Origin of the sequence: Ferdinandcohnia sp. FSL W7-1320 (assembly GCF_038050315.1) — a bacterium.
Lineage (GTDB): Bacteria > Bacillota > Bacilli > Bacillales > Bacillaceae_L > Ferdinandcohnia > Ferdinandcohnia aciditolerans.
In genome coordinates this window covers 4200551-4226879 of the sequence record NZ_JBBPAM010000001.1, presented here as the reverse complement: position 1 = coordinate 4226879, position 26329 = coordinate 4200551, and the positions used below count along the sequence as shown (strand labels likewise).

The 26329-nt window shown below is 38.1% G+C and carries 24 protein-coding genes; 17 read left to right on the top strand and 7 right to left on the bottom strand.

What is annotated here, in order from left to right:
- Positions 1-59: 59 nt before the first annotated feature.
- Entirely contained in the window at positions 60-938 is an 879-nt protein-coding gene (locus NST91_RS20630; RefSeq protein ID WP_341332646.1) for a DMT family transporter, read from the top strand.
- 735 nt (positions 939-1673) lie between these two features.
- The gene (locus tag NST91_RS20625) at positions 1674-2246 is read left to right on the top strand and encodes a hypothetical protein (RefSeq protein WP_341332645.1); all 573 of its coding nucleotides are present in this window, start codon (positions 1674-1676) and stop codon (positions 2244-2246) included.
- Positions 2247-2340: 94 nt separating this feature from the next.
- Here NST91_RS20625 and clpP read toward each other — a convergent pair whose 3' ends face one another.
- Together clpP and NST91_RS20615 are read right to left on the bottom strand one after the other, a co-directional pair.
- Entirely contained in the window at positions 2341-2943 is a 603-nt protein-coding gene (gene clpP / locus NST91_RS20620) for an ATP-dependent Clp endopeptidase proteolytic subunit ClpP (protein ID WP_341332644.1), read from the bottom strand.
- 4 nt (positions 2944-2947) lie between these two features.
- Positions 2948-3664, bottom strand: coding sequence for a sigma-70 family RNA polymerase sigma factor (locus NST91_RS20615; RefSeq protein WP_341332643.1), 717 nt, complete (start codon positions 3662-3664; stop codon positions 2948-2950).
- A gap of 182 nt (positions 3665-3846) precedes the next feature.
- Here NST91_RS20615 and NST91_RS20610 point away from each other — a divergent pair, with 182 nt between their 5' ends.
- Complete coding sequence (locus tag NST91_RS20610) at positions 3847-4584, top strand: pirin family protein (RefSeq protein WP_341332642.1); 738 nt, start codon at positions 3847-3849, stop codon at positions 4582-4584.
- A 67-nt stretch (positions 4585-4651) separates the two neighbouring features.
- On the opposite strand, the gene NST91_RS20605 is transcribed toward NST91_RS20610, so the two are convergent.
- Positions 4652-5572 carry a DsbA family protein gene (locus tag NST91_RS20605; RefSeq protein WP_341332641.1) on the bottom strand — a complete coding sequence of 307 codons (921 nt, stop codon included), beginning with the start codon at positions 5570-5572 and terminating at the stop codon, positions 4652-4654.
- 178 nt (positions 5573-5750) lie between these two features.
- On the opposite strand from NST91_RS20605, the gene NST91_RS20600 reads away from it, so the two are divergent.
- The 13 genes from NST91_RS20600 (at position 5751) to NST91_RS20540 (ending at position 22223) form a co-directional block, all read left to right on the top strand.
- Entirely contained in the window at positions 5751-6329 is a 579-nt protein-coding gene (locus tag NST91_RS20600; RefSeq protein ID WP_341332640.1) for a TetR/AcrR family transcriptional regulator, read from the top strand.
- Positions 6330-6411: 82 nt separating this feature from the next.
- Entirely contained in the window at positions 6412-6636 is a 225-nt protein-coding gene (locus NST91_RS20595; RefSeq protein WP_121448858.1) for a DUF378 domain-containing protein, read from the top strand.
- 175 nt (positions 6637-6811) lie between these two features.
- Positions 6812-7867 carry a C45 family autoproteolytic acyltransferase/hydrolase gene (locus NST91_RS20590; protein WP_341332639.1) on the top strand — a complete coding sequence of 352 codons (1056 nt, stop codon included), beginning with the start codon at positions 6812-6814 and terminating at the stop codon, positions 7865-7867.
- A gap of 228 nt (positions 7868-8095) precedes the next feature.
- Positions 8096-9892: a helix-turn-helix domain-containing protein gene (locus NST91_RS20585; protein ID WP_341332638.1), complete on the top strand. Its 1797-nt coding sequence runs from the start codon at positions 8096-8098 to the stop codon at positions 9890-9892.
- A gap of 196 nt (positions 9893-10088) precedes the next feature.
- Entirely contained in the window at positions 10089-11408 is a 1320-nt protein-coding gene (locus NST91_RS20580) for a phenylacetate--CoA ligase family protein (protein WP_341332637.1), read from the top strand.
- 23 nt (positions 11409-11431) lie between these two features.
- Positions 11432-13465 carry a hydantoinase/oxoprolinase family protein gene (locus tag NST91_RS20575; RefSeq protein WP_341332636.1) on the top strand — a complete coding sequence of 678 codons (2034 nt, stop codon included), beginning with the start codon at positions 11432-11434 and terminating at the stop codon, positions 13463-13465.
- 2 nt (positions 13466-13467) lie between these two features.
- Positions 13468-13830: an acetone carboxylase subunit gamma gene (locus tag NST91_RS20570; protein WP_341332635.1), complete on the top strand. Its 363-nt coding sequence runs from the start codon at positions 13468-13470 to the stop codon at positions 13828-13830.
- 14 nt (positions 13831-13844) lie between these two features.
- Positions 13845-16010, top strand: coding sequence for a hydantoinase/oxoprolinase family protein (locus tag NST91_RS20565; protein WP_341332634.1), 2166 nt, complete (start codon positions 13845-13847; stop codon positions 16008-16010).
- Positions 16007-18058, top strand: a complete 2052-nt coding sequence (locus NST91_RS20560; protein ID WP_121448851.1) for a hydantoinase B/oxoprolinase family protein — start codon at positions 16007-16009, stop codon at positions 18056-18058. The genes NST91_RS20565 and NST91_RS20560 overlap by 4 nt, the downstream gene beginning before the upstream one ends.
- Positions 18059-18082: 24 nt before the next feature.
- Positions 18083-19021, top strand: coding sequence for a uroporphyrinogen decarboxylase family protein (locus NST91_RS20555; protein ID WP_341332633.1), 939 nt, complete (start codon positions 18083-18085; stop codon positions 19019-19021).
- Positions 19022-19235: 214 nt separating this feature from the next.
- The gene (locus tag NST91_RS20550) at positions 19236-19784 is read left to right on the top strand and encodes an NADPH-dependent FMN reductase (RefSeq protein WP_341332632.1); all 549 of its coding nucleotides are present in this window, start codon (positions 19236-19238) and stop codon (positions 19782-19784) included.
- A gap of 152 nt (positions 19785-19936) precedes the next feature.
- On the top strand, positions 19937-20932 hold the full coding sequence (locus NST91_RS20545) for an MsnO8 family LLM class oxidoreductase (protein WP_341332631.1): 996 nt from the start codon (positions 19937-19939) through the stop codon (positions 20930-20932).
- Between the two features lie 166 nt (positions 20933-21098).
- Positions 21099-22223, top strand: a complete 1125-nt coding sequence (locus tag NST91_RS20540) for an IS110 family RNA-guided transposase (RefSeq protein ID WP_341331531.1) — start codon at positions 21099-21101, stop codon at positions 22221-22223.
- Positions 22224-22768: 545 nt separating this feature from the next.
- Here the strand turns inward: NST91_RS20540 and NST91_RS20535 are convergent.
- Together NST91_RS20535 and NST91_RS20530 are read right to left on the bottom strand one after the other, a co-directional pair.
- Positions 22769-23980, bottom strand: coding sequence for an amidohydrolase family protein (locus NST91_RS20535; protein ID WP_341332630.1), 1212 nt, complete (start codon positions 23978-23980; stop codon positions 22769-22771).
- Positions 23981-23986: 6 nt separating this feature from the next.
- The gene (locus NST91_RS20530) at positions 23987-25069 is read right to left on the bottom strand and encodes a hypothetical protein (RefSeq protein ID WP_341332629.1); all 1083 of its coding nucleotides are present in this window, start codon (positions 25067-25069) and stop codon (positions 23987-23989) included.
- A gap of 139 nt (positions 25070-25208) precedes the next feature.
- Here NST91_RS20530 and NST91_RS20525 point away from each other — a divergent pair, with 139 nt between their 5' ends.
- The gene (locus NST91_RS20525) at positions 25209-25643 is read left to right on the top strand and encodes a DUF2383 domain-containing protein (RefSeq protein WP_341332628.1); all 435 of its coding nucleotides are present in this window, start codon (positions 25209-25211) and stop codon (positions 25641-25643) included.
- 97 nt (positions 25644-25740) lie between these two features.
- On the opposite strand, the gene NST91_RS20520 is transcribed toward NST91_RS20525, so the two are convergent.
- Both NST91_RS20520 and NST91_RS20515 read right to left on the bottom strand, forming a co-directional pair.
- The gene (locus tag NST91_RS20520) at positions 25741-26106 is read right to left on the bottom strand and encodes a carboxymuconolactone decarboxylase family protein (RefSeq protein ID WP_341332627.1); all 366 of its coding nucleotides are present in this window, start codon (positions 26104-26106) and stop codon (positions 25741-25743) included.
- Positions 26107-26131: 25 nt separating this feature from the next.
- Complete coding sequence (locus NST91_RS20515; RefSeq protein WP_165918263.1) at positions 26132-26278, bottom strand: hypothetical protein; 147 nt, start codon at positions 26276-26278, stop codon at positions 26132-26134.
- Positions 26279-26329 lie beyond the last annotated feature (51 nt).

Genomic DNA, 26329 nt, shown 5'->3' with positions numbered 1-26329 from the left:
TTTGTGCCTGCCCTCGTGTCCTATAGGAAGAGGGAGAGGCCTATAATAGGAGAAGGGTAATGAAGGCAAAGTTTATTTTTATAGTAGTGATGCTGATTTTTGGCAGTATAGGGTTATTTGTGAAGAATATTGATCTTTCTTCGAGCGAAATGGCTTTATTTCGTGGAACAATTGGAAGTTTGTTTTTAATTGGTGCTAGTTTTTTAGTTAAGCAGAAGTTTTCATTGAAAATGTCAAAACGGAACCTTATCTTACTACTTTTATCAGGGGCCGCGTTGGGCTTTAACTGGATTTTTTTATTTGAATCTTATCGGTATACAACTATTTCAAATGCTACGCTAAGCTATTATTTTGCCCCAGTGTTTGTTATGATTTTGGCTCCATTATTACTGAAGGAAAAATGGACATGGATGAAGGGGATTAGCATTGTATTCGCCTTTGTAGGTTTACTTTTAGTAGTTAATCCAGGTGCTGAAACAACGGTTGGAACATACAATCATCCTGTAGGCATATTGAACGGATTATTGGCTGCGGCGTTTTACGCAAGTATGATTCTCATTAATAAGTTTATCAAGGGCCTATCAGATTTTGAAACTACAATTATGCAACTTTCAATGGCCTCAATTGTATTGTTTCCATACGTTCTAGCAACGCAAAGCCTGAATTACTCAGGACTTGATCTACAGTCAATCAGTCTATTATTGATGGTGGGGATCATTCATACAGGGGTAGCGTACCTTTTATATTTTTCTGCAATAAAAAAATTAAAGGGACAAACCATTGCCGTGTTAAGCTATATTGACCCCATTTCCGCCGTAATCATGGCGGCCATTATCTTAAATGAAAGTATGAACCTAATACAAATTGTGGGTGGCATCTTAATCTTGGGATCTACCTTTATCAGCGAAATCAATTGGGAAAAAGATGGAAAAACTTAAGTCTATACTTGTGAAGGGCGCAGGTTGAGACAAAACCATTCCGGTTTTAATATAAATTTAAAAAATGGTATGTAAACTGACATTAGTTTAACATGTCATTTTTTTATTATTATGAGGTTACTATCATTAAGAACGATTGTTTTTTTATCTAACTAAGTGTATTCAGACTGGTAGAGCAGGAAAGGCAGTTCACGAGTCCGAAAGTAAGGAGAAATCGGACAGGAAGAGTAGGAACCGCCGTCGTCGAGTCCGAAAATAAGGGGAATTTGGACAGGGTAAGGAGAAACTGCCGTCGTTGAGTCCGAAAGCAAGGAGAATTCGGACAGGAAGAGTAGGAACCGCCATCGTCGAGTCCGAAAGCAAGGAGAATTCGGACAGGGTAAGGAGGAACCGCCGTCGTCGAGTCCGAAAGCAAGGAGAATTTGGACAGGGTGAGGAGAAACAGTCATCATCGAGTCCGAAAGTAAGGAGAATTCGGACAGGAAGAGTAGGAACAGTCGTCGTCGAGTCCGAAAGTAAGGAAAATTCGGACAGTTCAAATTTACTTCAATTTAGCGTGGCAATATTTTACCGACGGCAGAGCAATGGTAGAGTTTATTTATATTGTCCAATTCTAACAAATACATTTGAGATAATTTTTGAAGCGAATACTACTAGAAGTGTTCGCTTTTTTAAAAATAAGACAATAATAACAATAATGGACTTTTTCAGCACTAATATAAAGGAGCTTATACTATGGGGCTTTATGAGGAATTTGAAGTGAGGAAAAGTAATTGTGAAAGGATAGATATAAATGAATTAACTCCGGAAGTACTTAGAATATTGTTTATTGAAGAGGAAAAAACAGATAATATGATAGCGAATCTATTTGATGTAAAGCCAACTAAAATAACATATCTGCGAAGAAAAAATGGTATAACAATTCGGAATTCCATAATCGACGACTTAATAAATAATATTCCGGAAGAAGTACAAGAAAAGGCAAAACATGAATTATTGAGCAAGGATAATCTGACAAAAATAGCAAAAGCAATTACTCATTTTGCTTTTCGTAATGGTCCAATAGAGGACATGCATGCTGATAGAGAAAAAAATATAACTGAAGAAGATATGAAAAAGCTAAATAAATTTATGGTTAATAGATTAGCGTATATAGTTAATCTAATCAAACAAGAAAAGTGGTTTGAATTAAATTTTTTAATTGAAAGTACTGATCGTTTTTTTGGTCACCAATGGGATGATGCAGAAATTGATGATGGGGGAATGGAAGATTTAATGAAAAACAACTTAAAACAGTATAGGAACTAAATGTAATGCATCAGATTATTAGTTTCAGTTTTAAACCCCAACCAATAAATCATTGGTTGGGGCACTTTAAGTGGGGAATTGCATCAATCTAGAGTCATTTAATTATTTCATCAATAATCCCGTATTCTTTCGCTTCTTGGGCGCTCATGAAATAGTCACGGTCTGTATCTTTTGCTACCTTCTCAACAGGTTGACCTGTGCGTTCCGAAATGGTTTGATTGATATGTTCTCGAAGCTTAAGAATTCGTTTTGCAGAGATCTCAATTTCAGTGGCTTGCCCACGTGCTCCACCTAGTGGTTGATGAATCATGATTTCACTATTTGGAAGGGCAAATCTTTTCCCTTTTGTTCCGGCTAGCAAAAGCATAGCACCAAAGGATGCAGCCATACCTGTACAAATGGTCCTGATATCTGGTTTGATATATTGCATCGTATCAAAGATGGCAAAACCAGCAGTTGTTGAACCTCCAGGACTGTTAATATAGAGAGAAATATCCTTTTCAGGATCATCAGCGGCTAAAAATAATAGCTGCGCAACGACACTATTTGCAACAGCATCATTTATTTCGTCACCAATCAAAATAATACGATCTTTTAATAACCGCGAGTAAATATCATATGATCGTTCCCCACGACTGGATTGTTCAATTACATATGGTATCGAATTCATCTTATTTTCCTCCTTATTCGCTTGCATCTTATTATGCAGCCATAGAGACAGTGCTTGAAGGAAGTTTGTAGAGACCTGATTTATGCTTCATGCAAGTAGGACTTGAATTTTTGGTGATTGAATGGATAAAAGGAATAGTCTTGATTATGATGGATGGATCTTGAGTCCTAAAGGATTCATGAAATACTTTTTTGAGTTTCTCACGGTCTTGATCTGACCAATACATATTTATTAATGGGTTATTTTCATTATCCTCATTGTTAGTCATTCTCTGTTTCGCTCGATAGATTGCAGATTTAACAGCCGTTTCGTTTATTTTTAGAATTTCGGCTATTTCAGATAGTTGGAATTGGAATCCTTCTTTTAAAACAAACATAACAGCTTGTTTCGGTGTTAACTTATGAATCAGTTGTTGAACTGCTTCAAACCGGTCTTCAATCAGAGGTGTTTCATGGTAAGCATGTTCTGGAATAGCTTCAAGTGACTCTTTGCTTCTTTTGCGGATTGTGTCAATCCATTCATTTCGAGCAATCTTATTCAACAAAGCTGTTGAAACAGTCTTATGCTTGTAATGGTTCCAAGCCTTTATCAAAGATTCCTGAACGAGATCTTCTCCATCCCAGCTGTTTTGGGACATAAATTGACAATATCGTCGAAGCTTAGGATATAGTTCATCAAGCTGTTCCTCAGAAAAATTATCCTCATGACCTTTGAAATCCACAGATTTATTAGAAAGCCTACTATGCAAAACAATCACTCCTTCAGCGCGTCTCTACTTTATAAACGAATAAAAGGGTATAAAAAGATACGGGGCTAAAAAAATTTTCAGGGATTACTTAGTTTCCATTATATGCAAGGTGAAAGTCCTGAACAAGAAACGATTAGCAGGGTTTGTTATAATATAAAAAAAAGACAAAAGGTGACCTTCTAATGTTACAAAAACTTTCTGCTGAGAAGCATTGGCAACCATACAAGGGTCCATTTACAATCACAAGAATTCAGCCTGGCGATATTTTAGAGGAGAATAAAGATTTTGCGTTCGGCCCATTAAGTATCATTGATCATGCTGTCATGAAAAAAGGATTAACGATAAAGATGCATGAGCATGTGAACGATGAGATTTTAAGTTATGTATGGTGTGGCATAATGCATCATAAGGATTCAATGGGTATAGAGGTGCCAATAACGACTGGTCACTTAATGATGATGAGCGCTGGTCGGAGCTTTTGGCATGAGGAAAAAGTGAAAAATGATCATGTCGAGATGCTCCAAATTTTTGTTCGACCTTATGAAACCGATCTAGAACCAACGATTCATTTTCATGAAAAGCCCATCCGAAACCGGGATTGGTATCTCATGGTAGGACCTAAAGAAAGTAAAGCGCCACTAAAGATTAGACAAAATGTCTATATTCATGATGCACACCTGAGGCAAGGGGAGCAATTAGAAATACCAGTTTATCAAGGTTTATTACCATTTTTATATGTTGTAGTTGGCGAGCTTGCTGTTGGGGACATTCAGATTGAAAAACTGGAAGCTGTTACGGATTTAGAGGAGCCACTACCTATAATAACTGCAGTATCAGATACAACAGCTTTATTATTCTATGTCGAAATGAACGCACAAATGTCGATGGAGGGAACGATCAGTGGTAAAAGGGCGTATTAGTGGGACGCGGGGACAGATCCCGCGTCCCAAATTTTTTCTGGGACAGTGTACCTGTCCCTGTGTCCCATTATTTTTTCACAAAGTATTTTTCGCCAAGGAGTTCTTTTTCTTCAAACGTGCCTGGCTTTAACTGGTTCTTAACGAATGCTTGAAGTGCAGCAGGTTCCAAATCGTACATAACTTCAATTTCTTTTGCAAATAGAATTTCTTTTTCAAGCAAGTCAGAAAGCGCAGGTTGCTGATTTGCTTGTAGTGTATCTTCACCTGTAATTTTCGATAGTCCGGAAACGTAGTAATCTAATGGACGGCTACCTACAATTTTAACCCCTTTATTTTCTTCATTCACCATAATAATTGTTGGAAAGCCTCTGGCACCAAGTTTTGCTGCAAGAGCAAAGTCTTCATTTAATAATTGTTGGCCAACTTCCGATTCGGCTTCGTTTACGATTGCTTCTCCGTCTAATCCTAAATGATTCACATTTTCAATCATTACAGATTTTTCAGCGATGTTGTTATTGAAGGCAAATAGTTCTTCTCTAGCATGCCGTAAGTATTGATTTGCTTTGTCATCACCATGATTTTTTTGAATGATTTTATACACACGAGATGGTGGGAAGGAAGATTGGACCGGATTGTCAATCATCAATGATCCATCAATCGGCATACGTGAATATTCCCCAACTTCTCTCCAATGGCCAGCAACATCTGCAGGACTATGAATTCCGTTTGCCGGATCAACAGGCCCGCTATGCCATTTTTCAAGTAATCCACCTAGGACGGTGTGGAAATTGAAATAATGTCCATATTGCTCTTTGAAACGACGAAAAGTAGGTTCAAGCGCCCAGCAATGTGAGCAGATTGGATCTGTCACATAATATAAATCAATTGTTTTCTTTGGTTGGTTAAAATCAATTACTTCCATGTCATCGTCACCTGCTACACCACATATACCAGTTTCCAAATCACACATTAAATTGTTGTTTGTCATATGAAATCCCTCACTTTTTGTTTTTTGAGTCTGGGACGAGCTCCTTCGTCCCAATTTGTTTGCTTTGTACTTTCAATATAGTGGATAATGAAAAGTATATAAACCAATAGATGACTTGATTTGTCGGATATCCAACACATCACAAAAATTGTTGGAAAAGTGGGAGGGGGAGAATGAAATGACACAAGAAAAAACTGATCCGCGAGTCTTACGTACGCGAAAGTTAATTATGGATTCATTCATTGAGCTTTCAGGGAAAAAGGAATTTAAAGACATTACGATAAAAGACATCACTACGGAAGCCATGATTAATCGGGCAACTTTTTATTATCATTTTGAGGATATTTATGATCTGTTGGAAAAGGTTTTATCTGAAGTTTTGCTCATAAATTTAAATAGCGAGTCCTATCAACAAAGTGAATTAAATGAAGAAACATTTATAGGTATCTTTAAAGCAATTACTACTTTTCAACTGTCATTATCAAATCGATGTCACCGTGGTTATGAAGATACGATTGCACGTATTATCCGGGATCAGCTTGAAGTCATTTTTTATAAAATGTTAAAAAAACAGCAACCTACAGATGAAGAAAATACATTGAAAATTACATCGGTCATGTTAAGTTGGGGAATGTACGGGGCTTCCGTAGAATGGAGAAGAAATCCGAATAGTGTTAGTCCAGAAGAAATGATTAAATTAGTTATTCCTTATCTAAAGCACGGGATAAAATTGAAGGAGAAGAAAGAGGCGCACTAAGGCAACTTTTTATAGAACATGTGTGTATATTTTTATTTTTTATTGCAAAACCTATTATTACTAAAATTAAGGGGCGATAAATATGAATGGATTACAACGTCTAGCTCTAGCTTTAGTAATAATTGGTGCAATAAATTGGGGACTTATTGGGTTTTTCCAATTTGATTTGGTAGCTGCAATCTTTGGAGGCCAGGATTCCATTTTATCAAGGATTATATACAGTTTAGTTGGATTAAGTGGTTTATACAGTCTTGTGCTTCTCTTTAAACCTGACAGAGAAACTGTCCCTGAGACTAGCAGAACCTAAGCAATCAAATTAAGTAAACTCCCGAAAAAAAAGGTCAAGCCAAAGGGTTTGATCTTTTTTTACGTTTCTGTAGTGCAGTCTTTTTTATTTAGGGGATAGATGGGAAAATAAGATACATATCTTGTCCTGCCGGATTTTAAACAGACAATGGGCATGTCAATGAGGAGGAATAAATATGAAGAGAATTTTTGCGGATGTGATTCAGTTTCGGGGTAGTCATTATGATTTTGGTTTTATGCAAGGGGAGCTTTTGAGGAATTCATTTTTGGTGATGAATCGGGAGCAACAGTGGAAGCTGAGAAAACCACAATTTAAAATTGACATTGATGAGACGAAACAAGTATTTGAGCGGTTGGCCCCTTTTATTTGGAATGAGTTTCTGGGGCTGCAGGATGCTTTGAAATGGTCACTGGATAAGGTCTTAATGGAATTTGGAGGCTACAGGCTCAATATCCGACCATCAGGTTGTTCAATATTAGTTGGGGAAGATTATATGATTCGAAATTATGATTACCATCCGAAGACATACGATGGCCGTTTGGTTACTTTTCAACCAACAGATGGCGGTTATGCAACACTTGGTTTAACACAAAAAATTACAGGCAGATCTGATGGCATCAACGAGAATGGGTTAACGATGGGATATACCTTTATGAATCGAAAACGTCCGGGGAACGGATTTGTTTGTTATATGATTGGAAGACTGATTCTTGAACTTTGCTCCAATGTAGAAGAGGCCGTCCAGTTGTTACAAGAAATTCCACATCGCGGATCATTTAGTTATGTCTTATTCGATTCAACCTGTGAGATGCCATTTATTGTGGAAACTTCACCAAGAAGAGTAGAGGTACGGCGGGGATATACTTGTACGAATCATTTTAAAATCCTAACAGAAGAAAATCGCCGAGTCCTAGATGATTCCAACAAAAGGCTGCAGGCTATAGAAGAGAAAAATCATTTAAATGGGCTGGAGGCGTTTCGACTTTTAAATGATACGGATAAAGGAGTTTTCTCTAAGCTCTATGGAAGTTGGGCCGGAACCATACATACCTCAGCTTATTTTCCAAAGAAACTTGAAGCCTGGTGCGCACTCGGTGGAGACCAAGAACCCACCATATTTAACTTTGCAGAATGGTTAAATGGCACTGATTTTTCCATTGCAAAAATCGAAGGGGAAGTTGACACAGATATCCCATTCGTAAATATGGAGAAAGCGGATTGGTTCAAATAAGGAGGAGCACTCTGGGACAGAGGGACAGGTCCCTCGTCCCACCATATTTTTCCTGGGACACGGGACATGTCCCTGCGACCCATTTTGAAAGGGACCTGTCAACTAAAGCATTGACATTCTTTTCTAAAGGATATAAATTTATAATTATCATAATCTTCTGAGACACCTCGTACATATTTGTTTAGGCTATAAATAAATATAAATGCCGGGAGGTGGTTTTTAATTTCAATGAAAAATAGTACCTTAAATGAAAACCAGATTGAATTACTTCAAAAGGGAATTGAAAATCTCCACAGTATACAAGAATGGAATTTATTGACTGAAGCCATTGTATTAGAAAGTATTAAACTAGTCGGTGGTGGAAAGGGGATCTTTTTTGTTTTTGACCAAAGTTTAAAACAATTAATCCCTCAATCAAGTCAGAATCTGAACAAATTGGAGAAAAAAGAATTAATTGAGCGGACACAGCAAAAATTTCAGCAAATTGAGCTTCAAACTCTAAGATACATAAAAGATCAATCTACCTACTTTTTCCCCATAGCAAGACAAAAGACTTTTTCAGGAGTCTTAGTCGTTATTCCTCACCAAGAAGAGGAACTTTCAGAGAAACAGATTAATATGGTCAATTTCTTTATGCAATCAGTTCCCATTATTCTTGAAAACTCTCGCTTATTTTTGATTATGCAAAGAAAGTCAAAAAGTCTTAACTTCATGACTCAATTACAAAAACTTGTTAACCAATATTCATTTCAAGAAATTTTGGCCGAAATTGTTCAAAAGGTTGGAGAATTGTTAAATTCGGAAATGGCAGGAATCATGTTGTTTGATCCTGAACATAAGGAACTGAGACTGCAAAAACCAGCATTTGGATCATGGCAAGACTCAATAATTGAACAGTATCGTGTATCACTGACAGAAAAAAGTAATGCAAGAGATGTTTTTTTAACTGGGGTTCCAGCTATCACATCCGATGCACTATCAGACAAGCGTTTTAACCAAAGTTATGTAAAACTATTTAAAGCGACATCAATCATTACTGTTCCCTTAGTGGTCGATAATAAAAGAATTGGTATTCTGCACGCTATCAACAAAAATGATGGATACTTTACCCAAGATGATTTACATTTGCTTATGGATTTATCAGAACAATTAGGATTAACAATAAATGCGGCTCTTGAGATGTCTCATATAAGAACACCAAAAAATAAACGTATCGAAATTGAAAGGTACCTTATAAATCAGCTTTTTGATTGTTTACTATTTAGTAATATGGAAAAAGTAGAGGAAGCTTATAGCATATTGAAGACATTGGAAATTAACTTAAAACCTAAGATTTCTATTGTACGTATTGGTGCCTATAAGAATGGCGAATGGATTAACTTAAGTTCTAAGACAATATCTGAAAGAATCGTATTAAAAATAGAACAGTTGGTTGGGAATCCGTGTAAGATTTACAAAGATGGGGCTATCGTTGCTCTTGTTTCACATGATTCAGAACATGAAATACTAGATGTAAGCTACAAGTTACAAGACGTACTACAGAAGAATCTCGATTTACATGCGAAGACTAGGAAATTAGAGGTATTCATAGGAGTGGGTGAATCTGTAGATTCAATCGAGCTGACTGAACATTCCTATCAACAGGCAAGTCAAATCTTAAGTGCTCTTCCTAGAATCAGGCATCTCGGGAATGTCGGATATTTTCCAGCGTGTGGGAGTTGGACATTGCTTTCGAGTATGGTCATGTTTGATGAAAGAAACGTAAGCGCATACACGAATCTTTATCTAAAGAAGCTAAATGAATTGAAAAATTCAAAAGAAATAAAAGAAACCTTAGAAGTCTATTTAAAGCATAATGGTCAAATCAAGAGGGCTGCCGAAGAATTATTTGTACATCAAAACACACTTAAGTATCGGATTGAAAAAATAACAGATATGACTGGGTTTGATCTAGCAGATTCCGAGGTAAGACTTAGTCTATCTCTTGCATTAAGGCTAGAGCATTTGATGTATAGCAAAGTATAGGAAAATGACTATTTACATAATGGTCATTTTTTTTTGTGACATATCACCTATCTTTTGTTTCTAGAAGACAAAGATGTGTTAAAAATTCCGGTTATTTTTGTGGGTAAACAACGTGGTTATAGTGTTTTCTTTCCTGTAAAATGTACACATAATATTCTAAAAATATAGAATTATCGAGTAGGAAAGGAGGTATATCTTGTTCTCATATCAAAAATCAGTTGAAGAACAAATATCGCCTGAGAAACTTAAGCTATTACAAGAAGAAAAGTTACGCAAGCAAGTCCAGTATATGTATCAAAATTCCCCAATGTATGCTTCTAAATTAGATGAGGCAGGAATCCACCCTATGGAAATTGTGACACTTGAAGATTTACAAAAGCTACCCTTTACGGAGAAGTTTGAGATCCGTAAAAGCCAAGAAAACGCCTCTGATTTAGGTACACACCAATGTATTGATTTTGACAAAATTATAAGAATTCACTCCTCATCTGGTACAACTGGGAGGCCTACATATGTTGGGATCACCAAAAAGGATAGTGATGTATGGACAGATATTGTATCTAGAGTATATTACACAGCGGGTGTAAGACCGCATCATAAAGTTATCTTTGCAATGGGGTTATCATTTTTCGTTGGTGGACTTCCCTTAAAAGATGGAATTGAAAGATTAGGAGCTACTTTTATTCCAATTGGAACAGGAGCCTCTGAACGACTAGTAACCACGTCCTTACACTTAAAACCTGATGTACTTTTATGTACACCATCTTATGCAAATTATCTTGCGGATTATATACGCTCAATTGATATGAATCCTCGTGACTTAGGAATTAAGCTAATTGGTACGGGTGGGGAACCAGGCGGCGGTTTGCCAGAAGTGAAACAAAGGATTGAGCAAGATTGGGGAGCTCGAGTTTTTGAAGCGATGGGAAATGCGGATATGGCCCCTGTTCTTTTTTCAGAATGTCCAGCAGGGGACGGGATGCATTTTGTTGCACCAGATTATGTTATCTGTGAATTAATCGATCCAGAAACTGGTAAGGTCAAACCGTTTGAAGATGGAAGTGAAGGAGAACTAGTTTATTCTGCGATTGATAGAGAATGTGTTCCGCTACTTAGATTCCGTACAAGAGATTTAATTTCAGTAAAAACCGGAAAATGTTCATGTGGCAGTACTAGTTTTCGAATTCGATGCATCGGTCGAACAGATGACATGCTAATCATTCGCGGCGTGAACGTTTTTCCAACAGCAATAAAAGATGTTGTGAGTAGTTTTTATCCTAAAACAACTGGTGATATCCAAATCCTATTAGAAAAGCCGGGACCTGCAGTGGAACCACCATTGCAAATTAAAGTGGAACATGGAATGAACTCTGAAGAGGATTTACAAAATTTAAAAAAGGAATTAGAAGTAACATTAAGAGGTAAACTCATGTTTCGTGCCGACATTCAATTAGTTCCTGAAGGTACTTTACCTCGTTATGAAATGAAAACAAAGTATGTAAAAGAAATCTATTAATTAATATATAGGGAGGGTTTTACATGGCACAATACACTGTAGATATTGATACAGGTGGAACTTTTACGGATGGCTTCTTTTCCTATGGAGATCGATTTGAAGTAGTGAAGGTGGAAACGACGCCACATGATTTAACGGTTTGTTTTAATAATTGCATAATGGAAGGTGCTAAAAGATTTGGTCATGGAAATGTAAGCGATTTCCTAAAAGAAACGAAAACTATAAGACTTTCAACAACGGTTGGTACAAACTCAATTATCCAAAGAACCGGACCAAAGCTAGGTTTAATTGTTACAAAAGGATATGCAGATTCGTTGTATCAAGAGGGTAAAAACCCAATTTTAAATTTTTTAGTACAAGAAGATATGATTGTTTCCATTGATGAAGAAGTATCAGAAAGTGGAGAAGTAGTTAAAGAAGTTAATGAAGCTGAAGTACGACGAGTAACAAAAAAGCTATTAGAACTAGGTACAAGAGTAATTGTTGTCAGCTTAAAAAATGCTCATACGAACAATCAAAATGAGAAACTCGTTCGAAAGATTATCCAAGATGATTTTCCAAAGCATTATCTTGGAACAAAACCAATTCAACTTGGTAGTGATATTAGTTCACGATCAGATAATGGGGTTCGAACAAATGCGGCTGTAGTTAATGCTTATCTTCATCGTGATATGGTGAAGTATTTATATAAAGCGGATGAGGGGTTAAGACAAAAGGGTTATACAAAACCATTATTAATCGCTCACGCCAATGGTGGTGTTGCGCGTGTCGCAAAAACAAAGGCATTGGATACGTACAACTCCGGTCCTGCCGCAGGATTAATGGGAACAAGATACATCGGTGAAATGTATGGTCTGGATAATATCATGTCCGTGGACGTGGGAGGAACTAGTACAGATGTGGGATTAATTTCAAATGGAGAGCTTACATTTGATACAGAATCAAGCATTGCGGAAATTCCAGTCCACGCCCCTCTAATCCATGTTTTATCGGTCGGTGGTGGAGGTGGAACCGTTGCTAAGGTTACTCAAAATGGAGAGCTTCAATTAGGACCGGAAAGTGCAGGGGCAGTACCTGGACCAGCATGTTTTGGGCTAGGTGGAACAAGACCAACCGTAACGGATGCATGTGTCGTACTTGGTATCGTTGACCCTGACTATTTCTTAGGTGGAACAAAAAAAATATCAAAGCAAAAAGCAATCGATGCTATAAAAAAATGGGTTGCTACACCGTTAAATATATCAAATGAAGAGGCGGCAACACTTATTGTTGATAAAATCGAACAAATTGGTGCTGACACACTAAAACAGCTTTCTAATGAAAGAGGAAAAAATATAAAGGATTTTCAACTCTTTTCATTCGGGGGCGGCGGAGGCCTATTTTCCGCTGGAATGGCTAGGAAGAGCGGGATTAAAAAGATTTTTACATTCCCTTTCAGTTCTGTATTTAGCGCATTTGGTTTATCAACAGCTGATGTTGCCCATACGTATCAGGATCGTGTCGATTTCCAATTTAGTCCTAATCAAGAGATTGGAGAATTCCTTATTAATGCTAATGCTAGTCTCGAAAAAATGAAAAAACACTCTCATCGTGATATGCGTGGAGAAGGATTTACTCCTGAATCTATACGATATGAAGTTTCCTTAGAGGCTGCTTCAGAGGATGGAAAGGTTAGAGATATTTTCTATTTACCTAGTGATGTTTTTCATAGCACAAATGAACAGTATCTGAAAGAGGAATTACAATCAATCGCTAAGCATTTAGGTACCGACAAAATCGCAATCGAATTTATTCGATTAAATAGTTTTGTAAGCGTCTCTCATTTTGCGTTGCCATCCCTAGAGCTGGTTGATTCCATTCCAGAACCGAAATCAACAAGACCTATTTACTGGAAAGGGAATGTAATCAATACAAATATTTATGACATTGAGGGGTTAAAGCCTGGTCATAAAATTGAAGGACCTGCAGTTCTAGAGAGCTCAAATACAACGATCGTTGTTCCGCTTGGTGCAATGTTTAGTATGGACCAACATTTAAACGGAATTATGGAGGTGTAAGGATGAGAAGAAAAATAACTGAGTATATTGCCGTGGATTTACAAAAGGAAGTTTGGGTATGTGATAAATGTGATTATGAATTGAATTCAGCTCATGAGAATTATAAGAAAGGTTGCCTCATTTATGATCGTGATCCAAGCGAGATTCATCAACCACATGTAGAAGGGAATTACACATTTTCTCCTGATGCAAATTGGGTTCGTTTAGTTGAATTTTATTGTCCTGGCTGCGGTACGTTGGTAGAAACAGAAGTTTTAGCACCTGGACATCCGATTACACATGACATTCAAATAGACCTAGAATCTTTAAAACAAAAAGCTATTGAAGAGGAAAGTCGACAGAAAAAAGTATTTAAGAATGTGTAAAGGAGGAAAAAGAAATGACAACAAAAATTAGAGCAACAATCGATATTGATATTGGTGGAACATTCACAGATTGCTTTATTCGATACGGAGATCAATCCGTTATTTCTAAGAGTCCAACAACTGGATATGATTTATCAGTCGGTTTTATTAAAGCTATTGAAAATGGAGCTGATCTCCTTGACTTAGAGCTTGACGAACTATTGGAAGAAACGGATATGATTCGTTATTCTACTACAGTTGCAATGAATAAACTGATCGAACGAAAAGGGCCAAAGCTTGGATTTATTACAACCGAGGGATATGAAGATATTCTTTATATCGGAAAGGGAAGCCAATGGCAAGATGGAATTAGTTCATTAGAAAGTAGGAAAATTGCCGAAGTAAGCAAGCCGATTCCGTTAATTCCGAGAGAAAATGTTGTGGGAGTAAAAGAGCGAATTGATTATACAGGGGAAATAATTCGTCCACTTGATGAAGAAGATTTTAAAGATAAACTGCAATATCTAGTTGATCAGGGAGTAATGGGCTTTGTTGTATCTACTTTATGGTCGTTTAAAAATCCTGTTCATGAAAAAAGAATAAAGGAGCTCATTGAAGAAGAATATCCAGAGTATTACCTCGGGAATATGCCGGTTGTTCTTTCAAGTGAAGTTATGCCTAAGAGATATGAGTATACTCGCTCCAATATGGCGATCTTAAACGCATATCTTCACCAGGCGATGGCTGAAGAATTATCGAATATTGGAGATGAACTACGCGATTTAGGGTACAAGAATCCACTTCTAATGGTTCATAATACTGGAGGAATGGCAGAGGTGTTTCGTACATCGGCAGTAAATACGTATAATGGAGGGCCAGTTGCTGGGATAATTGGAAGTAATCAAATAGGTAAATTATATGACTATCCTAATATAGTTGTTACGGATATGGGGGGCACGAGCTTTGATATTGGGCTAGTTGTAGACGGAGAAACAAATAATTATCAATTTAAACCGGTTATCGATCGCTGGCTAGTGGATATGACAATGTTAGAAAGTAAATCGATTGGAACAGGTGGCGGCTCAATCGCATGGATTAATGATGTGCTCGGAGGCCGACTTGAAGTTGGTCCTCAAAGTGCAGGTAGTTTTCCTGGGCCAGTAGCCTATGATCAAGGTGGGACGGAACCAACGGTGACAGACGCAGACCTTGTATTAGGTTATCTAAATCCAGATTATTTTCATGGAGGAAACCTAACGCTAAATATTGAAAAAGCAAAACAAGTGATTGAAGAAAAAATTGCAAAGCCATTAGGTGTAGATGTCTATGAAGCTGCTTATCTCATAAAAAAAGTTTGTGACGGGAATATGGCAAATATTATCCAAAAAGAAACATCTCTCCAAGGAAATGACCCTAAAGATTTCGTGCTGTTTGCTTTAGGAGGTGGCGGTCCTGTACATGGTGCAGGTTTTGGGTTTGAGGCAGATATTCCTAAAACGGTTGTTTTACAGCAATCACCTGTATTCTGTGCCTTTTCATCTTCAATGATGGACGTCATGCACATTTATGAACAATCCAAACACATTATTCTACTAGAACCTGGAACAAAGAAATTTTTAACCGACTATGAATCTCTTAATTCAGTCGTACGAGATCTACAGGAAAAAGCAATCCGAGATATTACGGGTGAAGGATTCAATCCGGAAGATATTCAATATCAACTAGAGCTCGATATGAAATATGGTGGTCAACTTAATATTAAGAGGGCCCTATCGCCAACTATATTCTTAAATAGTCCTGTTGATGTTCAAAATCTTTGGGATAGTTTTACAGAAGAATACTCAAATGCTTACAGCTCTATTGCGGTTTACCCTGAAGGCGGAGTCGAAATTGAAAATGTTGTTTTAAAAGCAATCGTTCCACAGGAGAAATTTAACTTTATTCAAAATGAAGAATCTGGTGAAGACGCAAGCCATGCCATCAAAGGAACTCGAAAAGCATATTGGCCAGAACTTGGTGGATTTGTAGATACAAACATTTATCAGCTAGAGGATTTAAGAAGTGGTAATAAAATTGAGGGGCCAGCCTTAATCGAATCACCACATACAACTGTTGTTTTACCACCTAATGTTGTTTATACAGTTGATCAATATTTAAATGGTTTAATTGAAAAGAAAATGGTTGAGGGGGTAACGGCGTGATTGATTTCGGAATTAATGAACGAATCCATCCAGAACCAATAGATGAATTTGAGCAAACGGCCCTTGATAGTTTAAAGCCAGGTGAATATGAGATATATAGTGAAAAGTTAAACCAATTAGTGCTTGAGGCAAAAGAAGTCTTAACAAAAATTGGAGTTTCCTCTATGCTACACTCAGGGGATATAGTCGTAGGTTTATATACGGCTAAAGGTGACCTTGTAGCGGCCTATTGCGGCGTTTACCTACACGCTGTTACTACTCAAATTGGAATTAAATATATTCTTAAGCATTATAAGGACGATCCTACAATTGGGATTAATGAAGGCGATATATTCTATGCGAATGAGGCCCTTTATGGAGGGGTTCATAATCCAGACCAAGTAGCGGTTATGCCAATATTCCATGAAGGTGAGCTTATTGCATGGGCGGCAGCAGCGGTACATCAACCTGAAACAGGTGCGATTGAACCAGGTGGTATGCCACTAACAGCGAAGTCTCGTGCAGATGAAGGGATGAAATTGCCACCAATCAAAATTGGAGAAAACTATCAAATTAGAAATGACATGTTAAATATGATGGCAAACATGGTTTCAAGGGCGCCAAGAATGCAAATCATTGACACCAAGGCACGTGTTGCTGCATGTGACCGTTTACGTGTTCGTGTCCAACAACTCATTGAGAAAAAAGGAGTAGATCTTGTTGTTGGTGTCATGAGGAAAATGTTAATCGTAGCAGAAGAAGGAGCTCGTAAACGTATTTCAAGCTGGCAGGATGGTGTATACCGTTCGGTTTCTTTCATGGATACAATGGGAACAACCGACTCATTGATGCGTTGTCAACTAACATTAACTAAAGAGGGAGACTCACTCACATTTGATTTTACAGGTTCGTCACCAGAGAATGATGGTTCATTTAATAGTTTTATGCACATCGTACGTGCCCATATAGCAATCTATTTATTTGGTGTACCTTTTGCAGATTTACCAACATCATCTGGTATATTCTCATCCATAAAGGTAATTGTTCCACAAGGTACGTTTTTAAACGCGAATGTCGATGCCTCCGTAGCTAATTCACCGATTACAAACAGCTGTGTACTATCGACAACGTCTAATGCCTTTGCAAAAATGCTTTATGCAAGTGGTGTAAAAGAGCTTTCAACAAGTGGTTATGGTGCAGGTGGTTGTGCTGTTGTAATTGCTGGACAAAACCAATGGGGCATTCCATTTGCTGATATGCTTGCAAACGTACTAAACAGTGAAGGTAGTGGAGCCAGAACACATCGTGATGGAGATAACTCCTTTGGATTCCCTTGGGGATGGTGGGGGAAAGCTCCGGATGTAGAAGATATGGAGAATGAGCAGCCGCATGTACATTTATATTTTAAGCATTGGAAGGATTCAGGAGGTTTTGGAAAATATCGTGGTGGAGCAGGTACAAATGTGGCATGGGCTGTAAAAGGCGTTCCATTCTTAGTGTACCAATCGATTATTAAACATCATAAAGTTCCAATCTCACAAGGGTTATTCGGCGGTTATCCACCTCCGTCACATCCTGGAATTAAGATTGTAAATGCAAATTACTTTGAGAAAATGAAAAATGGGGATGCAGATATTCCTGTCAACACGACGGACCTCGTGAAAAATCGCTCCATTGATGGAGATTACGTAGTTGAGCGCGCACCACGCCCAGCCGCTCCTGTTAGTGAAGGTGATATTTATGTAGCAAATTCTACTGGTGGTGCTGGTTATGGTGATGTACTTGATCGTGAACCGGAAAATGTAATCAAGGACTTAAAGGATGAACTCATTTCAGATTGGGTAGCCCAAAATATCTACAAAGTATCCTACGATCCTGAAACGCTAACTTTAGATGAAGAAAAGACAAACAAGCTAAGAGAAGCGGAAAGAAAGGATCGTTTAGGAAGAGGAAAAAGCTACGAAGAATTTATGGTGGATTGGTCTTCAAAGCAACCACCTGAAGAAGCACTGATTTACTATGGAAGCTGGCCGAATGCAGAGCCTTTACGACAAATTGTTCGTATGTAACTTGTTATAATAAGGAGTTGTTCTATGGATAAAAAAGAATTAGTTCAAAAATTTTTTAAAGGTCGAGCTGTCCCTCGACCTCCTTTTCTCCCATTGGTTGGGACGTACTTAACAAAAGTGGATCAAGTTTCAATTCCTTCAATCTTACAAGATGCGAATACCTTTTATTCAGCATTAGTGAATACTCAAAAACTACTTGGCTACGATGCTATTATTTTACCGTTGGACCCGTCGTTGGAGGCAGAAGCATTTGGAGGAACCGTCGTATGGATGGATCAAGAAATGCCTAAGGTAATAGAAGTACCATTCTCGCAGGAATTGTTATCATCCGACTTTTTGGAAAGCGGAAGATTACCAGTTGTAAAAGAAGTGGTGGAACGATTGGTTAAAGTTCAAGGGAAAGAACTACCTATAATCGCTACGATATCTGGTCCAGTTACTATTATTAAAACCCTTTATGGAGAGGATATCACTTCAGATATAGGTTTAATGAAAAATAGGGCTTCACAAATAACCCAAGAAATGATTGGGTTGTGTAAGGCCTTTGGTGACGCAAAGGTTGACGGAATCCTCATTAATGAAGGCCAATTGGATTCTGCTTTATGGGAGGAATGTAAGGATATATATAAACCTCTCTTCAATGTCATTAAATTTTACAATATTTTTGGCATTTTGCGTTTTTCATCTGATATTAATTCAATAGAATCAACAAACCATTTGCCGGATATTGTTTTAGGCTCTCAGGATTTCATTACCAATACTTCTGTAAAAAACAAAGGCGTTGCATTTTTGCCGTCCATATGGGAGGAAACAATGGACCTATCTCAGCTAGCTTTACTTTGGAAAGAAAACAAAAAAAGAAGAATGTTCCTATCATCTAGCCAACCGCTTGATATAGATATTAACCTAACTGAACTACAAGAAAAAACCTCAATCATCTGCAACGAAGAATCATGGCAATAATTGGGCAAGGGACCTGTCCCTACGGCCCACCAGTCACTTACCCTATGTGGGGAGGGGCTGGTGTTTTTTTTTTTGCTGTTCTGGGAGGCTTACGCTTTTTTGTCAATTTGGTTTATGTCTTGGTTAATGCTTGAAGAGCAATGTGTTTGAAAAATGGGACAAATTACTATAATGTGAAAGTGTTAATGTTATTAATTCTTGGGAGGTAAAAGGAATGAACATCGTAACACTCGTAGGAAGCTTGAGAAAAAATTCATTTAATATGCAAGTCGCTAAAACCATGCAAGAACGATATAAGGATAAATTGAACATGCAAATACCTGACATCGGTGCTTTACCTCATTTTAATCAAGATGATGAATTAGATCCGCCACAGGTTGTAAAGGATTTTAAAGCAGCCATTGCCAATGCGGACGGTGTTATTATTATTACACCTGAGTACAACTGGTCGGTTCCTGGTGTATTAAAAAATGCCTTAGATTGGACATCACGCGTGGAGCAAGTATTCATCGGCAAACCGGTCATGACACTTGGAGCTACTCCGGGGATGATGGGAACGATTCGTGCTCAATTGCATTTACGTGATATTTTAGTTGCCCCAGGTATCCAAGCAAATATTTTACCTCCAGGTGCTAATGAAATTCTAATTAACACTGTACAACAAAAAGTGGATGAACAAACTGGACAACTCGTTGACGAGTCAACACTAAGCTTTTTAGATAGTAAAATTGAAGCATTTCTCGATTTCGCAAAAACAAACTAAATCAAAAATGGTGCTAGCCCCTTGAAGGATGCTGGCACTTTATTTTTAGAGACAGACAAATTGGGACAGAGGGACAGGTCCCACGTCCCACCATATTTTTCCTAACAAGACATGGATTCCTGTTACCATTACATAGAAAGGAGTATTCTGAAATGAGATTAAGTGTTCTTGATCAAGCGCCGATTACTAAAGGAAATTCTCCTGCGGATGCGTTGAAGAAAGCTGAGGAACTAGCAATCTTGGCTGATGAATTAGGATACCATCGGATGTGGATGGCTGAGCATCACGGAACCGGCTCATATGCTAGTTCTGCTCCTGAGATTTCTGTAGCACATTTGGCGGCGAAAACAAAGCGGATCCGAATTGGAACAGGTGGAGTCATGATGATGCACTACTCCCCATTAAAGCTTGCCGAGGTGTTCAAAACATTAAGTTCATATTCTCCAGGAAGAATTGATTTTGGAGTTGGGCGTGCACCAGGTGGGGATCAATACGCAATTTATGCATTATCTGAAGGTCGCCAACCAATGATTAATAATATGTACGAAAAATTCGACCAAGCATTGTATATGATCAAAGACGAAGTACCTGACCATCCACTCTATAAAAATACAATCGCAACCCCTTCTCAAGTTGTACTGCCTGAAGCATGGTTATTAGGTTCAACAGGAAACAGTGCTGTCATGGCAGGAAGAATGGGTGTTGGTTATTCCTTTGCACAGTTTTTCAGTGGGGAGATGACTAAGGATATACTAGGATTGTATAAAGAAGAATTTAAACCAACCGTCTTCATGGAAAAGCCACAGATTACAGTTTCCTATATGGTTACCACTGCAGAGACAGAAGAGGAAGCTGAGTTTGAAGCATTGCCACATGACATAGCGCGACTATGGTTGATGAGAGGTAAGCTTGGACAGGTGTTAACTCCAGAGGAAGCACAAGATTATCCGTTAACCGAAGTGGAACGAATGACGATACAAGAAAATCGCAAAAAACTTCACTTAGTTGGATCAGCTAAAGCAGTAGCTGAAAGACTTCGTCAAGAGCAGCAGGTATATGGCTTTGACGAAGCAATGATTTGTAGCATCCCGCATTCACAAGAAAAACGACTAAATGTATACAGATTACTTGCTAAAGAATTAATATAATCGGAAAGAGGGCCCCTAGTTCCACCATATATTTACAGGGACAAGTTAACATGAACGAAACTAGCCCCTTGTCGTAATCCCGTAGGTTAATTTGGTTAGACTGTTTAACGGAGATTAAAAAATCAAACCAAATCAGAGCTACATTACGAAAGGAGCTAGTTATATTATGAAGGATACCATAAAATACGTAGGTTTAGACGTTTCAAAGGAAAAAATTTCTGTTGCGATTGCTGAAGAAGGAAGAGACGCACCTAGATATTATGGAATGATCCCACACTCTTTAGAGGCTATTAGAAAATTAGTTAAGAAATTAGGAGATAAAAAACAGATAAAGGTATGTTATGAAGCAGGCCCAACAGGTTACCCATTGTACCGCTTCTTCTTAAGTTTAGGAATAGAGTGTTTTGTAATCGCACCATCCCTAATCCCTTCTAAGCCAGGAGAACGGATTAAAACAGACCGAAGGGATGCGGTTAGGCTTGCTCAATTATTCCGTGCTGGTGAATTAACATCTATTTATGTACCAACTGAAGACGATGAAGCTCTTCGAGATTTAGTTCGTGCTCGTGAAGATGCCAAAGAGGATGAATTAAGGGCAAAACATCGACTCACTAAGTTTTTATTAAGACACAATATTAAGCCTCCTACTGGTGTTCGCAAATGGACCCTTAAGTATCGGGAATGGTTAAACAAGTTAAAATTTACTCGTTCTACGTCTAGAATTGTATTCCAAGAATATTACTATCAACTTCAAGAGATCGAACAACGGATAAAACGGTTAGAGAAAGAAATAGATATCCAAGCAACCGAAGGTTTACACGCTCCTGTAATTCAAGCACTTCAATCGCTTAGAGGTGTGGCAACTATTACAGCCACAAGTTTAGTGGCAGAGATTGGGTCCTTTAAAAGATTTACCTCGGCTAAACAATTCATGTCATATGTAGGTCTTATCCCAAGCGAATATTCTAGTGGTGAGAGTCGAAGACAAGGTAAGATTACGAAAACAGGGAATAAACACGTTCGCCGTCTTCTGATAGAAGCAGCCTGGAGTTATCGATATCAACCTGCAGTAAAAGGAGAATTAAAAAGAAGACAAGAAGGTCAGTCGGCCGTTGTTCAAGCTATATCATGGAAAGCTCAAAATCGTCTTCATAAAAAGTATTTCCGATTATTATCAAGGGGTAAAGAAAGTGGGAAAGTCGTAACGGCAGTGGCAAGAGAACTAGCTGGGTTTATCTGGGCAGTCACGCAGGAAATAGAAACAAACTCTAGAGTTTTAATTGAATCTTAATCTATTATAAAAATTCGTTTATAAAAAACTGCAGTTAAATTATGTGATTTTAAGAGTAGGGCTCGAAGGCAAAGTATAACACCGGAAAGGATAATCCACGTGGTCCCTTTGTGCTATGTCTAAATAGGCTAACGCACGTGACGAGTTGGTGGTAGATCCTTTATACGGAAAGATAAAATGTGAGAATCCACGAATATCAGAGTGCTTACCGAAGCTTAGATTTTTGCCTTCGTGCCGTGTTCTTAACTTCTGAATAAAGGAGGAATTTAATTCTCAGCTTTAAAAAGTGTCTCAATCTATGGATTACCAGTCAAGGAGAGCACTTGACAGGCAATCCATAGATTGAGGAGTAGTCAGTAAGCTGAGAAGGGTAATCCCTAGACATAAAATGTCTCCAACATTTATAAAAAAGAAAAGAAGCCCAAAAATGCTTCTCTTCTTAAGTGCGCCAAAAAACGGCAATTATAATTAGGGATTCGAGGGGAACTTGACAGTTTCGTTCATATCAGGGACCTGTCCCCTTGACCCACAACCCTACGACCCACTCAGCCTCGTTCAATTACTTTGATTCCTTTATAGTAGATTTTTTTAATTTGTTCTACATCTGTTATTTCCAAACCAGGTATGCCCTCGGCGACTAGGAAATTGGCTTCGAGTCCTGGTTTTAACATCCCGAAATGTTTTTCTTTACCTAGGATCCTAGCTGGATTTGCAGTTAATAATGCAAGAATATCGTTTTCATTATAGTTCTCCTTTAAACGTTTCATAGCAGGCCCAGCAATTAGCATCAAAGAATCGGGCCCTTTTAAAGAGCAATCCTGAAACGGCAGCCATGGAACCCCAGGATAAGGTGGCAAGTATGCGTCTGTTGAAATAGACACAGGAATCTGTTTCTGTACCAACTTCTTAATTTCCGCAGGTGAGTTCGGTGGTAGATGTGTTCCGCCCATAGGAGTTGCCACAATTTGTATTCCTTTCCCAGAAGCCTGATCAATCTGCTCATCTGTAATCCCGTGGGCATGGTGCAAGACATCAAATCCTGCTTCGAGGGTCAGATCAATCCCTTTTTTACCGGCAACATGGCAACCAATTCTCTTACCCGTTTCATGAAATAGAGTGACAATTTCCTGCAGCTGTTGACTGGTATAAATGATTTCGCCTGCTTTTGGTACTACATCCTCTGTAAAATTAGCTGGGGTGGCATTGATAAATATATTTTCACCTGGATAATCACTGTTTTCGGCTATTTTTTTTACAAGAGTGGATGAAGTTAAGTCAGCTAGTGTAACGGCCGTTGATTCGGTAATTGATGTGAAATGGGCAAGTTCTTCAAAGCCGATGGAGATGCTTGTCGTTGCAAACGAGATATCCATTGGAAAATCAGCCACTGCTTCACGATAATCACTTATAGAAAAATCACATAGTGGATGACCACATATTTGCTCACCTATTGCCGTAATCCCAGAGGATAAAGCTTTAAAAAGAATTCCTTTTCCGGCAATAAAATGGGTCTCAGGAGTGACCGGATAAAGCGAGGTGGGCGCAAACTCAAGTAAATGGGTATGACAGTCAACAAGCGATGGTGTAATCACATGCTTTGAACAATCAACCACCTCTACATCAGGGTATTGAGTTATTAAATCATTCCAGGTACCTACCACTTTAATTAATCCGTTTTCGACCAACATTCCACCATTTTCAATCGTCCCCGCTTCTGAAACTGTAATGAGTTTTTTTCCGCGAATAATATATTTCATCGACCATCACACCAAAAATGGAGTTAGCCAGTAGCCGAGTACACAGGCTGTGGCAATGCGGATAATCAGTCCAATTACGGCTGCACCAAGTGCTTCTCTTTCAGTAAGGTCTGAGGTTTCAGCCCAAGTGACAGGAACCTGACCAAAGATGACAGATAATGGCAATCCTGAATTGGCAAGAACAAACGAACCAACAATTAATCGGGGATCAATGGTTGCAGCAAGGTCAGCAAGTTGAGCAACTGCCAATGTTGGTGCAGCAAGTACGGAAACGATTCCAGTAGCAGGTTCGATACTTAGAAACGTTAGACTTGAAGAAAGACCTGATTCAATGAAGCTCCAGACACCCGCAAATTTTAATGCGCCGATGAAAAAGAATACAGCAGCTACAGCAGGGATGATAATAAGAAAGAGAAGTTCTGCACCTTCTTTAGCTGATGCAAAAATCGTGTTTAAAAACCGTGTGTTGGGTGTAAAACGTGGTAACTCGGTAAGTTCTACTTTTTTTGTATCTCGATATATCGTTCTTGATAGAAGGAGTGGAACAATCACAATTGGAACAAAAATAGATAAAATTACTAATGGAAAGGCATTTATTCCAAAAACGGAAAGAGCAATCAGTCCAAGAACAAAGGTAGCAAAGGATTGGGGTGATTGAATCATGGTTGCAACGGCAATTTTTTGTTCAGCCTTTGTAGCGTTTGCCTTTACTAAAATCGGTCCAGAAATTTTTCCAGCTGCATTTATATCTCCAAGAATATTGTATACACTGGGAATGATGACTGAAGGATTGATTTTAAACCACTTCATAATGGGGACAAAAATCCGAATTAACCCGTCTGTAAAACCTAATCTTTCTAGTATCCTACCAACGATAACGCTTACAATAATAGCGATACCAATTTCACTTGTGAGGAAAATATCTACAACAACTGGTTTTACTTCTTGAATGATGGTATCGAAAAGCGTAGACATAGAATTAGGAGAAAGTAATAAAATAAGCAGTAAGCCAAAAACTAAAATAACCCCGATGATTTCCCACAAATGCCAATTTGCTCTTGCGGCTTGTGGAGTTTTGTTCTTCTCCATGCTGAGTCCTCCCGACATATAGTTATCATTATCCAATTTATGTCTAAAATTAGGATAGGTGCATGTATAGTGGTTTCCTCTTCATGCATAATTTCTTTTCGATTCTTCATAATAAGGGAAAAAGGAATAGTGTGAGAATATGAATAATAACGAAATCGTGGTTGAGGAACTAAACACTTTATTAAGAGGATGTTATATGGGCATTCGTGCATTTGAACATCATATTCAAAATCTTAACGATCCTGTGTTAAAACAGAGGTTCCAAGCGATGCAACAAGAGACAAAGCAAAATGCTCAAATAATCGCTGAAAGAATCCAGAATTTAAATGGTGTGCCTGCGAACAACGAGGGTCTTTCAGGAAGAATCCACAGTTCCATGCATAAAATGATACTTTCCGACGATCCAGTAGATATTATGGAAGATGCTATAAAAGGGCTAGATAAATATGGAGTTGAATATTCAGAGGAACTTGTTAAGGGAGACCTTGATCCAGAAAGCCGGAAAATAGCTAAAAAGGTAATCGATACAAGTCGGAGACATGCAGAAGAGATAAAAGCCTTACTTAATGGATGAACTCTAAATCATCGTATGACACACTCATTAACACTTAAGGGTGTGTTTTTTAGTGGAAAAAAGACAGCCTAAGAAGACTGTCTTTGGGTTAAAAGATTTACTGTTTTAATTGGTTCAATTCTTCAATACTATCCTGAACAAGGGTAACGGCTTGACTCATGGTTGCTCCTCCACCAAACGCAGCGGTTACACCGACAACTTCGAGAATTTCCTCTTCAGAACAACCTTGATCTAAACAGCCTTTTGTATGGTAGATGATACAATATTCATCTTGTGAATACAGACTTATTCCTAAAGCAATAAGTTGTTTTTGTTTTTGAGATAATACTCCCTCTTTAAAACATTCCTCTGTAAAAGCATTATATAATTCAGCAAGCTTTGGCATTTTTTGAGTAAAAGTACCAATACCGGTCTTGTAATCAAGGAGGGCAGCCTCCGTTGAATTTCTCGCTTCAAAATCCATAATATTGATTCCTCTTTTCGAAAGCTTATTTGTATCCCTTTGCATTTGGGTCCATGCTATTAGCACCATAATCTGGAACATGGCTCGCATGTTTTTCATGGTATCTTGATCCTGAACCAACATCATTATTTCTTTGTTGTTTCGCGTTGTTATTTCCTTTTTGCTTTGCCATCATTTTCACCTCTGCATTTTTTTGGGACGATGGACCTGTCCCTTTGTCCCT